Genomic DNA, 13,398 nt, shown 5'->3' with positions numbered 1-13,398 from the left:
AGTTCAAGCTCCCCCTTCTTCCTCTTCCGTTTGGGCGGGCAGATACAGGATCACTGCTGCTCCGCCAGCCCTCAGGTTTTGGAACTCCAATTTGGCTGATTCATCGTATTTCACTAGCAAACGGTGAGCAACGTTCCAAATCCCGATGTGCTGTCCATTGTGGTCTTCCGCATAGTTTCCCCGCTGGAGACGCGCAAGCATGTCTTGTTCGAAGCCGACACCGTTATCCTCTACCGAAACCCTTAATGTAGTGTTGTGCTGTATAGCTTCAACCTCAGAATGTGGACTGGATAACGTTTTCGTTAAGTTGGCTGAGATGCGTATGACAAATGGTTCCGTACGCCGCCTAAACCCATGAATAATTGCATTTTCCACAAAAGGCTGGAGGGTTAAAGGCGGCAGTACAAAATGACCAAGACCTTCATCCACATCCAGGGAAAAATTCAATTTGTTCGGAAACCTGAGCTTTTGAATCTCCAGATAATGACGAATGTGCTCGAGTTCTTCATCCAGCCTGATCACGCGTTTGCCTGCCCGGAGACTAAACCGGAAATAATCGGCCAGATGTCCGGCCATCTGCTGGACCAGTTCATGTTTTTGCAGTGAAGCCAGGCTATGAATAATGTTCAGGGAATTCAGGTAAAAGTGAGGGTTGATCTGCATCTGAAGCTGCTTGAATTCGGCCTCCCTGGTACGAAGCTGTTCTTCATAGACATCGATTTTAAGATGCTGAATCTGGCTGGTCATCTGATTGAAGCTGTGAGTGACGAACTCTAATTCCGATGAAGTCGGCGGATCAAGCCTCACGTCGAGTTCTCCACGACTGACCCGTCTCATCCCTTTGATTAAAGTATTCATAGGTCGAAACAGCAACTGACGCAGGAAAATCAGGGCCGTGATCAAAATGACGGCTGCGCCAATAGGCAGCAGGCGAATAATCTGCTGAAAGAACGGCAGGTTGCGCAGCATATCCTCTTCGGGCAACAAGACAATATAGTTCATGTCGGACATCGCCGAAGGCAAGCCGAGCATCAGGTACTGCCGTTCATCCCCCTTGGATGTAACCTCTGATATGACCTGGTACGGATTCTCCAAACCGGAGAGATGTGCTGCAGCCAGCTTGATCTGCTCCGAGCTGAGGGCTGAACCGGACAGCGCTCCTCCATTGCTATCCACGATAACGGCACCTCCCCGTCCATCGGATTCAGTGAATTGTTCGGGGTGGTTCAGTGCATTCATATCCACAAGCGCACCAGCGTAGAACTGCTGATTAATTCGGACCGTTTTGACCAGTGCATTCCATCCACCACCGCGAACAATGCTCCATTCTGGCCGCTGAGTCTCATCATCCAATTGCGTCATCTGTACAGGCATGCTATCCCGGACGAGTGACATTTTGATGTCATAACTGCCCGAAGTCGCCAGCAGCAGATCATCATTTACCGCATCATAAAGAAAGAAAGAATCAATCAGATTGTAAAATCCGATATCGGTCATGAATTTGTTCATGATCCGCTGTTTCGCAATGATATAATCCCCGCTGCCGTATTTCAGGAAAAAAAGCGAAATGATATCCGGGTCCCGCTCGCCCAGACTGTATAGGTACCGATTGGTCTCCTGCAGCACTCGCTCATTCTGCTCCACACTCTTCGCAAGATGATTCATGTTGGTTAGGGATACTTTGTCCCTGACGACTCGAATTGCATAGACGTTGTTGTAATACAACAGCAAAAACAGCGGCAGCATGATCAGCGTTAAGCCAACCATGAATTTGAAGCGCAGTGAACGGATAAAGTTCATGGATTCCCGCCCTCTTATTCTCAATGTTTTATATGACCTTCTACTCTGTAAACGTTATCAAAAACAAACAACCTACTATTCTGTTTCTATTCCGGCCTGTTGTTAAATTTCCATATTTCTTCCTTAACGGCGGCATGTTCATTGTAATCATGCTTATTATGTGCTGTATATATGATGAAGTGACTTTCTCTGTCAGCTCTGGTGACCTGATCACGTCGTTCATTCGATATGTACCGTCTAATCAATTCTCCATTTGCAAAAAAATTCCTGCTGGTGGTCACACTCACACGTTCTACACAAAAAATAAAGCCTTCCAGCCCTCCTCTTCTCCATGAACGCCCGGTCCTGACATGCATACGATATATCACGCCTTAGGACTAAGGTGGAAGGAGGTATGCGGTGTGAATATTCAATTGGTACCGTTACATTATGTATATCTGGCTTTTATCGTGCTCATTGTGGCTGTCATGATACGGCGCCGGGATACGATGATTATCTGTGTTGCCGGGATTATGACGATTGGATTACTGGCAACAGAGACGTTAAGCGGTGCGGTGTCAGGAATCTTCAATAGTTTTGTATATGCTGCCAAAGAGCTGCTCAGCACGATCTTTATCATCTCGATCATTGTCGCCATGAGCCGGGTACTAATTCGCACAGGTATTAATGAAGTAATGGTTGCTCCACTAACCCGGTTTATTCGTTCTCCGCAGGTGGCCTATTGGGGAATTGGGCTTATCATGATGACGGTCTCCCTGTTTTTTTGGCCTTCGCCAGCGGTAGCACTGGTCGGGGCAGTTTTGCTTCCCGTCGCCGTTCGTGTAGGACTTCCACCCATTGGTGCTGCCATCGCAATGAATTTGTTCGGACATGGTATCGCCCTCTCGGGAGACTATATCATTCAAGGAGCTCCCAAACTGACTGCAGATGCAGCTGGCCTTCCGGTTACTTCCGTCATGACGGCAAGCATACCGCTGGTCCTCGTGATGGGCGCGGTATCCACACTGACGGCCTTTTGGATGTTACGAAATGAGATGAAAAGTGGCGTCCGCACTCAGATGCGTTCTCCTGTCCCAGGTGAACCTCTAATTGGGGCTTCTTCTCCTTCCGAAACCTTGCCGGGGGCCGGGGTCGTACCCGTACAACAACGTCAAGCGATACCGATACGATTACAAAAGGCATTCGCCATACTTATTCCATTGTTATTCGCAGTGGATGTGATTCTGATGTTTGTTCTTAAGCTTCAGGGCGGGGACGCTACAGCCTTAATCGGAGGTACCGCCGTACTTATCCTCATCACGGTCACTCTCGCAGCACATCGGCATGAAGGCCCTGAAGAGACAACGAATTATTTAATTGAAGGCTTTCAGTTTGGCTTCAAAGTATTCGGTCCCGTTATCCCTATTGCAGCTTTCTTTTATCTGGGGGACGCAGCCATCACCGAACTGTTTAGTAACCCTCTACCCGATGGATCACATGGTATAGTCAATGATCTTGGTGTTGCTCTTGCGGGGCTGGTTCCCTTGAATGATACGGTAGGTGCGATCACAATGACCTTGATTGGAGCCGTTACGGGAATGGATGGTTCGGGGTTTTCAGGGATATCCCTGGTGGGGTCCATCGCTTCGATGTTTGCCGGCACAGCAGACTCAGCCCCCGTATTAACAGCACTCGGTCAGATTGCTGCCATCTGGGTTGGCGGTGGTACCTTAATCCCTTGGGCTTTAATTCCAGCTGCTGCCATCTGCGGAGTCAGTCCATTTGAACTGGCGCGTCGCAACCTGAAGCCGGTACTGCTTGGTTTAACGGTCACGACGATCGTCGCCATTTTCTTACTATAATTAGTGCATTTTTTTACGCATTTTGAAAAGAAGTACGCTGCCTGGCCCAGAGCCATAGCTCGTGCCTGCTCCAATGGGCTAGATGCAGCAGCTCCACATAAGGGTCACCCTGTAACCCCAGCACTTCGGCAAAGGCTGGCTCTGTCTTCAATCCACTCCATTTCAGTCGGCGGATCTCGTCGTGACCTTCCGCACCCCAGAGCTGCAGCAGCTCCCATTCGACTAACATGTGAAGGTAGGCATTTTGTTTATTGACCGGCAACGATTGGGCGTAAATCTCCAATGGCCAATCCTCAATCTGAAAAGAACAAGTCATGTAGGCACTAGGGATATCCATACCTAGCCCCGTTCCGCGTTGACACGAAAAATGCTCCATTCCGCTAAAATGCTGAGTCACTACCATCTCGAACGCGTTCAGATCGGGAACTTCACACAATATATCAAGATCACTGCCAGGAATGTCTATATCAATGGGTACGGTTCCTGCCGGATAAGGGGTATATGCCTCCAAAATGGAGAACAAACCACTCTGAAGAAGCACCCGGTAAGCATCCCGCTGCCGTTCGTTGCCGGATGCCAGATGTGCCAAAACCTCAGCAGTTGTCTTCATGGATTCTGAGGCAGCCGAATCATTCCGCCGCTCCTGTAATCACCTGTTTTACACGACCAACTTGCCCACTTGTCAGACGAACCTTGATGCCATGGGGATGCGTGGGTGATTTGGTCAGCAAATCCTTGACGATCCCCCTTGTCAGTTTGCCTGTAGGCTGATCTTGCTTCAGTACGATATCTACTTCCAGACCAGGTTTAATGTTTACTCGTTGTTGTCCGTTCATCATGCAATCCTCTCCTTCCTCTTGCAACGTCAATCCATTCAGCTATGTTAGAGCAAAGCTTCATCTATTGTAAATCTTTTGGATTTAAAACAAAAGCCATGCCCGCTGCGTGGAAACGTGCTGCACCCTTATTTCGGATCTGAATCCGGAGAAGATGATTTGCTCTTCATGTCCCGCAGAGCGGACCGGTAGACCTCATCGGCACTCTTTTCAATTTCATTAGAGGTGGACTCGACTGGTTCCTCTTGGGGTTCAGGTGGTTTGCGAAAATGAAGCAGAGCTTGACGGTACTCACTATCATCATTTCTTTTTGTTTGAGTTTCCTGCTGCCTGGCTTGGTGGCTCATTTCAATCTTATTTTCCCGCAATTCCGTTTCCGTTTCTCTTGGTCCATCCGGTTCCGTATAATCCACCGGGTCTGAAGAATCCAGCAATTGTCCCTCTGTCTGCTCGTCCCCCTGCAGAAGGACAGGCTCTCGTTCTGTCTCAGCCGTTTGGGCAGCCCTGGCTTCTGCAGCTCTGCGGGTCGATCTGGAGTTAAAGATCATGAGAAAAATAATCCCTAGTAAAACAATTACGGCCAATATAATCAACATCTGAGCATCCTCCTTGTCATCGCCTGTGGCAACTTATCAATATATTGGTTCCCCAATCTGCGAATTATATTTCATGTTGTTTCGTATAGAGCAGCAGAGTACCGGGAATGCTCCAAACAGGATTGTCAGCAGAAGAACATATTAGGAGGAATGATCACATGAACTCTCGTGCCATATTGATCAATATCATTGTCATTCTGGTGATTTTGGGGGCAGGTGCCGCAGGCATATACTACTACAACCAATCCACTAGCTACGTTAAAACCGATAATGCGTTAGTCACGGGTCAGCCCATATCTATTGCTTCCACCGTTAGTGGCGAACTCCAAACGTGGAAAGGCAAAGTAGGTACCTCATACAATCAAGGGGATACGATCGGGACCGTCTCTGCAGGCGGTAAATCAACTCCAATTACCATGCCTGTTGCCGGCACCGTTGTCCAGGCGACCGCTGTAGAGAACTCATTGGTTTCTGCCGGTAATCCATTGGCTAGAGCCTATGATTTTAATAACTTGTATGTGACCGCGAATGTGGAAGAAACCGTCATCGACAAAATCAAAAGCGGGCAAATCGTTGACGTATACATCGATGCATTTCCAGATACCACACTAACAGGCAAAGTAGATCAGATTGGGCTTGCTACAGCTTCCTCTTTTTCCCTACTGCCTTCGACCAATACCAATGCCAATTACACCAAAGTTACGCAGGTTATCCCGATTACTATTACGATTGAGGGTTACAAAGGTCTGGGTGTTGTCCCAGGCATGAGCGCCACTGTGCGCGTTCATATATAAGGTCTGCCGATGGATAATCAATTGCCGCTCGGAAGAACCATTGCCGTCCTGCTGCTCGGCGCCTTTATCGCCATTCTGAATCAGACTCTGCTTAATGTGGCGATCCCCCATCTGATGAATGACTTCAACGTCTCGGCCACAACAGTGCAATGGCTATCCACTGCCTATTTGCTCGTGAATGGGGTTCTCATCCCCATAACAGCCTATCTGATTGAGTCATTCGGGACCCGTAAACTGTTCACCACAGCGATGCTGCTGTTCACCGTTGGCTCTGCCATCTGCGCAATCAGTCCGGGATTTACAGTCATGCTAATTGGGCGTATTGTACAGGCCAGTGGTGCCGGCATTATCATGCCGCTGGTTATGAACGTATTTTTAACCGTATTTCCAACCGAAAAACGGGGAACAGCGATGGGCACCATGGGGATCGCCATGATGTTTGCTCCAGCTATTGGTCCTACCCTGTCAGGCTGGATCGTGGAGCACTACACTTGGCGCATTCTGTTCTACATGGTTATCCCGCTGGCTTTGCTCGATATCCTGTTTGCTTTTCTCTGGCTGCGAAATGTGTCCAAGCTCAGTTCTCCCAAATTCGATGCGTACGGTGCGCTCTTTTCAACGATCGGATTCGGATTTCTGCTGTATGGATTCAGTTCTGCCGGCGACAAGGGATGGAGCAGTGCAATTGTACTGTTGACCTTGATCATCGGTATTCTGTTCATCACGTTCTTTGTTCTCAGGGAAACGGCAATGAAACATCCCCTGCTGGAGTTTCGTGTGTTTAAATACGATATTTTTACCATCTCCACACTAGTCAGTGCTACCATCAACATGGCCCTTTTCGGGGGGATGCTTCTGTTACCCATCTATCTGCAAAATATAAGAGGATTTTCCCCTTTGCAATCGGGTCTCTTGCTGCTGCCAGGTGCACTGCTGATGGGGGTTATGTCACCCATATCAGGAGCACTATTCGACCGGATCGGCTCCCGGCCACTAGCCATTGTCGGCTTGCTGATCACGGCATTCTCTACCTTTGAGTTCAGTAAATTGACCGGGGAAACCCCTTATGGTCACATTATGATGCTGTATACTCTTCGGAGCTTCGGCATGTCCATGCTGATGATGTCCGTGCAGACCGAGGGCCTAAACCAGTTACCCCCTCATCTGACCAGTCACGGTACAGCCATGTCCAACACGATAAGGCAGGTAGCTGGCTCGATTGGAACAGCCCTGCTGATTACCGTTATGGCTACACGGTCAGGCATTCATTTGGCTGACTACAGCAATACGGTCACGACAACCAATGTGCCCCTGACTGAACAAGTCGGGCTCCTAGGTTCGCAGATGGCTGCCGTAGCAGGCGTGCCATCTGAACAAGGTTCTTCACTGGCGTTACAGCAGCTATACGGTATCGCAGTTCAGACCTCGACGATTGAAGGCATTAACGATGCCTTTATTGTTGCCACCTGGATTTCCATTATTGGTCTACTCCTGTCGCTGTTTCTGCGGCGGGCAAGAGCCCGCCCTCGTGCGGTGAAGACAGAACAATAATCATATTCCGGAAACATAACAAAAGCCGCCGGTCTCTCCTAAGAGAAACCGGCGGCTTTTGTTAAAGTATTAGGAGCGCTATTTAAAGGAAACGCCATCCTTTGTTGCTTCTTTTGCCTTCACTGCAAGCAGTTCTGATACGGTGACAAAGCGGTATCCCTCTTGCTGAAGCTTGGGAAGGATTACTTTTAGGGCAGCAACGGTCTGGGCCCTTCCCTCCACCTTGTCATGAAACAGCACGATGTCCCCATTGCGTGCATTTTTCAGAACCTTGTTTGTAATGGCTGCTACCCCAGGAGAAGCCCAGTCCCGGGTGTCCTGATGCCAGGACCATAACACAATGGTATAACCTTTTTGTTTGGCAACATCAATGACCATGTCATTGTAAAATCCTCCGGGCGGTCGGAACAGCAGCGGTCGTGGTACCCCGGCATCCGTAATGGATTGCTCAGCAGCCACCATATCCTGCGTAAACTTGTCCCTGGCTGTGGATTTGACCGCATAAGTGTGTGCATAAGTATGATTGGCCACTTCATGTCCTTCATGCTGTTCCTGCATGACCAGCTCAGGATACTTTTCCGCCCATTTACCCAGTACGAAAAAAGTGCCCTTAGCTTGGTACTGCTTAAGCAAAGCCAGTATCTGCGGGGTCTGCACCGGATCAGGACCATCATCGAAGGTCAACGCAATGAGCTTGTCATGGGTAGGGACCTCCCAGACAATCTCTCCTCGTTCCTCGTAATATTGACGATTCTTCTGTACCGGCTTCGCATAGGCAGAACTGGTGCCTAGCATGAGAATCAGGGTGAACAATCCGATCGTTCGGGCTGCCTTCAGGTTCATGTTTAAGTCCTCTCTTTATCGTCAAACGTAAACTCCCTATTAGCATTTCCCGAAATGCCGGAACTATTTAACGGAAAATCTGGTCAATCACTGCGATTTCCTCGGCAGACAACGTTACATCTAAGGTTTTCAGATTGTTAATGACCTGCTCCGGTTTCTTCGCCCCTGGAATGAGTGCATCAATCGAAGGCTGAGTCAGGTACCAGGCCAGCACGAGATGTGCAACCTCGGCATTTTTGGATTCGGCAATGCTGCGGAGCTGTTCCACTTTGTCCAGATTGCGGATAAAGTTTTCACCAGTGAACAGCGGATTTTTGGCCCGTCCATCCTGGAATGTCGTATCCCGATTATATTTACCACCCAGCAGTCCGGCTGCCAGCGGAAAGTATGGAACAAAAGAAATTTCATGCTCTGCTGTGTACGGAAGCAGTTCTTTCTCAGCCTCTCGTTTGAACAGATTGTATTCGGATTGCAGCACATCCACATAACCATCCCGATTCGCTTCTCGCAGCTGTTCGATGGAGAAGTTGGATACACCGATTGCGCGGATTTTACCATCGTCTTTCAGTTGTTTTAGTGCACCTACTGCTTCATCCTTCGGTGTCTGCTCGTCCGGAAAATGGATGTAAAACAAGTCGATGTAATCCGTCTGAAGACGTTTCAAGGCTTCATCCACAGAAGCTTTCAGAAAAGCAGGAGAGTTATCCATCACCACGCTGCCATCCACGAATTTGTGGGCTGCCTTGGTGGCGATAATCGTTTGGTGACGCTGCCCCGTTTCCTTAAGTACCTCTCCAATTAAACGCTCTGAATGTTCAGGTCCATAAATGAAAGCCGTATCCACAAAGTTAATCCCTTGTTTCAGCGCTGTACGAACCACTTCCTTGCCTGTTTCATCGTTCAGCATATCCGGGTAGATATTATGTCCCCCTACTGCGTTTGCACCCAATCCAATTGGGTTAACGAGCAAATCCGTTTTCCCCAGGCGAGTCTGTTGCTGTGCCATAATTCATCCATCTCCTTTTCCTGAGCATTGGCTAAATGGTTATCTTAAGTAGTTCATCCTGCGGTGAATCCATTATATCAGAGTCATTTTTACATTTAAAATATCGGATTTATCGGATTAGCTATTTTTCAGTACGGTCGCTTCAACATCATTGATAAATCGGCGGAGCTTCGCAGCCACGTCTCGATTGATCTCTCCATTCTCATACAACTGTTGTACCGTATTACGCTGCTCTTGAATGGCTACCATTTGCAGCTCAAGCTTCTCCTGATTGAACGGATCTTCGGTCTTCCCCTTATTCCAGCTTCTCAGTCTGGCGATCACCCGCTCATACTTAGCAATCACGGACAGCGCCACAGGCCGATTGCCGTCGTTCATATGAGCCCGAATGGCTTTGATAGCCGCTTCCGAAGTACGAAGCTTAACCTGTCGAAACTGATCTGCATTCTCTAACATGAACGGCTGCTCGGGCTTCTCCGAGCGATTCGTAAACAGATGACCGAGCACACGTCCGATCTCACTAATGGAGAACATCATCTGCGTGTTGGTGCGGTTAGCCAGCATCATTTCCTTACGGTCCAGCCAGCTGTTACATTTAAACGCCGCTTCGGATGCAATGACGTTCTCATCCATCATATTTTCAATTTCCTTGCGCTCCGCACGCGTGCCAATCAGGTTAATGGCCGTTTCCTGCTTCATGATGTCCTTGCGTTTGCCCGCCGTCATCTGTCCTGCAGCCTGCCTGATGTATTTCGATAAATCAGAGACTACAGCAAGTGCTGCGGCTTTGTTCTCGTCGGTCATCTCGGACTTGACTGCCCGAATGGCCGCATTAAGCATGATGTCCTGTGCCTTTCGCTCTGTCGTTTGCTGAGAGCCATCAGCAGCCTTTTCATCATTCTTGGCGAGTACTGGAAGAAACACGCTTGCAGCGATTAACGTAAACAGAATAACCCCGGCTGCCAGGAATATGATCAAGTCCCGTTCCGGGAAAGGGGATCCGTCCTGAAGCACATACGGAATGGAGAATGCACCCGCAAGGGTTACTGCGCCTCTCACACCCGACAGGGAGATAATGGTCATCTCTTTTAACCTTGGTTTTCCAATCGGGGACTTCTTGCGGAACCACTCGTTCCCCTGCCAGAACAGATAGATCCAGACAAAACGAAGAAGTAACAACAATACGGATATTAATCCTACATACCCCAAAACTTGTAAATTGTTAAAGGTCACATTCTTGAAGATTGTATTCAGCACATCCGGAATCTGGACACCCAGAATGACAAACACCAAACCATTCAGAATAAATAAAATAACGGACCATGTGCTTGCAGAGACTACCTGCATCTTCAACTGAACCGATTCAGTCCGGTCACGTTCTATGGCATGGATAATACCTCCCGCCACAACGGCCAAAATGCCTGAGACGCCAATTTCTTCACTCACTAGATAAATAACGAATGGCGTAAGGATCTGCAGCAGCATATGCACGGTGACGTCTTCCATACCCAAACGCCGGATCCATACACCGAGCCGAATGAGCAGAAAGGATAATAGCGCACCTACCAGCAGTCCACCAATGGCAATGATGAGAAAGCTGAATGAAGCCTCTGCCAACGAGAAAACGCCTGTAACCGTTGCTGCGATGGCAAATTTAAATGCGACCAGGCCCGATGCATCATTCATCAAAGCTTCGCCTTCGAGAAGTCTATGTATGCTTTTGGGCAGATGTACACGCCCTGCCATGGCGCCAACGGCAACCGCATCGGTTGGGGACAGGATGGCTGCAAGGGCGAAAGCGGCAGGCAGCGGAATAGAGGGAATCAGCCAGTGAATGGCATAACCAGCCACAACTACGGTAACAAAGACCAAACCGAGTGCCAGCAGCAGAATGGGAGCCCTTAAATTCCACAGTTCATGCCTTGGTGTTCGTTTGCCATCGTTGTATAACAAAGGCGCGATAAAGAGCACAAAAAACAGTTCCGGATTCAGTGGCAGATGTACCCCTGCAGGAAGAAGCGCAATGGCTACGCCGAGGACAATCTGAATGAGCGGAACCGGGATGAAAGGTACAAACCGGTTCAGGATGTTCGATAAACCGATGAGTACCAGCAATACAAGTACCGCAATAAACAATTCCATGATGGTAATCCCTTTCCCTAAATGAAGTAATAAACCCAATCGGAGTAGTCTTATTTTAACATATATCCGTTTTTGTTATAAAAATGTTGTCATATCCATTACCCAGTTAGTGAAGTCAAGTAGCTCAGAGTAACAATTCAGTTTGCATTTGTTTATAAGATGTTACAATATGCTCAGGACAATACCCGTTTGGAAAGGAACATGGTAACTATGGCATTTGGAATTAATCGGCAGGAGTTGTCAGAATGGAAAGACCGTGTATCACGCGGCGAACTTGCTTATCTTACTCATTTTTGGATAGACCCGCGTTTCCCGGGCATTACAAGCGTAACCAAAGTAGGCTGCTCGAATCTGGAACGCCTTGAACAATGGTGTCTGGAACATGGCCTTGATCCGCGCTATATCCATCGACGTCAGCCTTTTCCCCATTTTGACCTGCTCGGACATAAACAAAAAGAAATCCTGATGGAGATTGGCCTAATGGATCACATTGAACGATTCCACCTGTAATCATCAGCTTATAACATGAAAAAACGTCAGCCTTCAACATTCGTCCCAACCCGGGGCGAACCTTTGAAGACTGACGCTTCAATGCCATTTTAACGATGTGTTTGTTCCAAAACCTTCATTTTTTCGAGCAGCTTCAGTTCAATTTTCTTAAGCATGCCTATCATCTGCTGCTGTTCTTCTTCCGTAAGCGCTTGTAACAGTTCCCATGTCATACGTCCACGGTTTGCAGTCAGGGATTTGGCCAGCTGCTCTCCATCTTCCGTCAGGGATAACCACACAATTCTTCGATCCTCTTCACTGCGTACCCGCTGAATCAACCCTTCACTCTCCAGCTGATTCAAAACAATGGTGGTAGCGCCAGATGATAAGCTGAGCTGCCTTGCCACATCAACAGCCATACAGCGCTGTTCCCTTAAAAGCATGCCCAATATATGACTCTTAGTCGGATTCAGTTTGCAGTTTGTTTCTGTTTTCTGCTGCTGGTCCAATACCTTATTTTTATATCTGAAGAAGGCCTCCAACAATTGATCAATGTTTGCCAATTGAGAGTTTTGCTCCGTATCCAGGCTCATAAATGTTCCTCCTGCCTTTCATCATAACCTTCCTAACATTGTAACATATTTGTACTTTTTTGTTTGTGAAAAATACGCTTGCTCCATGGATCCATTGCTGTTTGTAAAGTTCATGCTTATTTTTGCGATACATGTGACAAGCTACCTCATAGCATGATAAATGATGCATTTTGAGGAGGTAATGGAGCTTGAATATTTATATTGTTTTCGATAGCGAGGGCGGTCATACACAGGCGCTGGCTGAGGCGATTGCAGCCGGGGCAGCCAGTGTGCACGGGGCCACCGTTCATCTGCACTCCACCGAAGAAGCAGATGTATACAAGCTGGTGGAAATGGACGCCATTATATGGGGATGTCCAGGTCATTTTGGTTCTATCAGCTCCGGTCTGAAAAAATGGATCGACAAGCTGGGTTACCTATGGGCTCAGGGAAAACTCGTGGATAAAGTAGGTGCTGTATTCTGTACGATTGCCACAGAACATGGAGGGCTCGAATCAGCATTACTTCATCTGCTGACCCCAATGCTGCATCAGGGAATGATTATAACCGGGCTGCCAGGAAACTTTGCTGACAACGCTTTATATGGTTCTTATTATGGCGTTGGAGTTACCTGCCCAGTGGATAGTGATGTTCTGTTAAGCGATCAAGGAATTGCTCTTGGCAAAGCACTTGGAGAACGTGTCGCCCGAATCACCAATCGTCTGATCACCTAGACCGTGTTCCATTCGGGAGGATGTATCTCACCTTTTGTTCTCAAGCCTGCCCTTTCTTCAAGAAGCGGGAAAACAGCGCAGGCTTGAGTCCACCTTCTAAGCAAAGTCACAACTGCCTATTGCAAAAATGAAGTGTGTTTGTTTATAATAACTAGTATCTTAAAGTTACTTTTAGTTACTTAATAATTTTTATA

Annotated in this window: 13 protein-coding genes; 5 read left to right on the top strand and 8 right to left on the bottom strand. The window is 48.0% G+C overall.

Features of this window, described 5'->3' with window-relative positions; all coding sequences use genetic code 11:
• Positions 1–3 precede the first annotated feature (3 nt).
• Positions 4–1,800, bottom strand: a complete 1,797-nt coding sequence (locus AC3WQ3_RS19920) for a sensor histidine kinase (RefSeq protein WP_492473260.1) — start codon at positions 1,798–1,800, stop codon at positions 4–6.
• Positions 1,801–2,201: 401 nt separating this feature from the next.
• Between AC3WQ3_RS19920 and AC3WQ3_RS19915 the strand changes: the two genes are divergently transcribed.
• Positions 2,202–3,641, top strand: coding sequence for a hypothetical protein (locus AC3WQ3_RS19915; protein ID WP_336779549.1), 1,440 nt, complete (start codon positions 2,202–2,204; stop codon positions 3,639–3,641).
• Positions 3,642–3,654: 13 nt separating this feature from the next.
• Here the strand turns inward: AC3WQ3_RS19915 and AC3WQ3_RS19910 are convergent, their stop codons facing one another.
• From AC3WQ3_RS19910 to AC3WQ3_RS19900, 3 genes are all read right to left on the bottom strand, one after another.
• Positions 3,655–4,251 carry a DUF4269 domain-containing protein gene (locus tag AC3WQ3_RS19910; RefSeq protein WP_492473259.1) on the bottom strand — a complete coding sequence of 199 codons (597 nt, stop codon included), beginning with the start codon at positions 4,249–4,251 and terminating at the stop codon, positions 3,655–3,657.
• Positions 4,252–4,270: 19 nt separating this feature from the next.
• Positions 4,271–4,477 (bottom strand): YwbE family protein, encoded by a 207-nt coding sequence (locus tag AC3WQ3_RS19905; RefSeq protein ID WP_095287993.1) that lies wholly within the window; start codon positions 4,475–4,477, stop codon positions 4,271–4,273.
• Between the two features lie 128 nt (positions 4,478–4,605).
• Positions 4,606–5,073 carry a hypothetical protein gene (locus AC3WQ3_RS19900; protein ID WP_492473258.1) on the bottom strand — a complete coding sequence of 156 codons (468 nt, stop codon included), beginning with the start codon at positions 5,071–5,073 and terminating at the stop codon, positions 4,606–4,608.
• Between the two features lie 158 nt (positions 5,074–5,231).
• Here AC3WQ3_RS19900 and AC3WQ3_RS19895 point away from each other — a divergent pair, with 158 nt between their 5' ends.
• Positions 5,232–5,867, top strand: coding sequence for an efflux RND transporter periplasmic adaptor subunit (locus AC3WQ3_RS19895; protein ID WP_110759410.1), 636 nt, complete (start codon positions 5,232–5,234; stop codon positions 5,865–5,867).
• Between the two features lie 9 nt (positions 5,868–5,876).
• Complete coding sequence (locus AC3WQ3_RS19890) at positions 5,877–7,418, top strand: DHA2 family efflux MFS transporter permease subunit (protein ID WP_492473257.1); 1,542 nt, start codon at positions 5,877–5,879, stop codon at positions 7,416–7,418.
• Positions 7,419–7,496: 78 nt separating this feature from the next.
• Here AC3WQ3_RS19890 and AC3WQ3_RS19885 read toward each other — a convergent pair whose 3' ends face one another.
• The 3 genes from AC3WQ3_RS19885 to AC3WQ3_RS19875 all read right to left on the bottom strand — a co-directional run bounded on the left by AC3WQ3_RS19885 (position 7,497) and on the right by AC3WQ3_RS19875 (position 11,409).
• Positions 7,497–8,261, bottom strand: coding sequence for a polysaccharide deacetylase family protein (locus AC3WQ3_RS19885; RefSeq protein ID WP_336779546.1), 765 nt, complete (start codon positions 8,259–8,261; stop codon positions 7,497–7,499).
• A gap of 67 nt (positions 8,262–8,328) precedes the next feature.
• Complete coding sequence (locus AC3WQ3_RS19880) at positions 8,329–9,267, bottom strand: aldo/keto reductase (protein WP_336779545.1); 939 nt, start codon at positions 9,265–9,267, stop codon at positions 8,329–8,331.
• Positions 9,268–9,384: 117 nt separating this feature from the next.
• Positions 9,385–11,409, bottom strand: coding sequence for a Na+/H+ antiporter (locus AC3WQ3_RS19875; RefSeq protein ID WP_154893664.1), 2,025 nt, complete (start codon positions 11,407–11,409; stop codon positions 9,385–9,387).
• A 210-nt stretch (positions 11,410–11,619) separates the two neighbouring features.
• Between AC3WQ3_RS19875 and AC3WQ3_RS19870 the strand changes: the two genes are divergently transcribed.
• Positions 11,620–11,919 (top strand): hypothetical protein, encoded by a 300-nt coding sequence (locus AC3WQ3_RS19870; protein WP_492473256.1) that lies wholly within the window; start codon positions 11,620–11,622, stop codon positions 11,917–11,919.
• 89 nt (positions 11,920–12,008) lie between these two features.
• On the opposite strand, the gene AC3WQ3_RS19865 is transcribed toward AC3WQ3_RS19870, so the two are convergent.
• Positions 12,009–12,491: a MarR family winged helix-turn-helix transcriptional regulator gene (locus tag AC3WQ3_RS19865; RefSeq protein WP_095358788.1), complete on the bottom strand. Its 483-nt coding sequence runs from the start codon at positions 12,489–12,491 to the stop codon at positions 12,009–12,011.
• A 188-nt stretch (positions 12,492–12,679) separates the two neighbouring features.
• Between AC3WQ3_RS19865 and AC3WQ3_RS19860 the strand changes: the two genes are divergently transcribed.
• Positions 12,680–13,204 (top strand): NAD(P)H-dependent oxidoreductase, encoded by a 525-nt coding sequence (locus AC3WQ3_RS19860; protein WP_127536391.1) that lies wholly within the window; start codon positions 12,680–12,682, stop codon positions 13,202–13,204.
• The last annotated feature ends 194 nt before the right edge of the window (positions 13,205–13,398 follow it).

Source organism: Paenibacillus sp. FW104-T2 (assembly GCF_058789975.1).
Note: the sequence above shows the minus strand (reverse complement) of the source record. Positions and strands in the feature narration are given on the sequence as shown.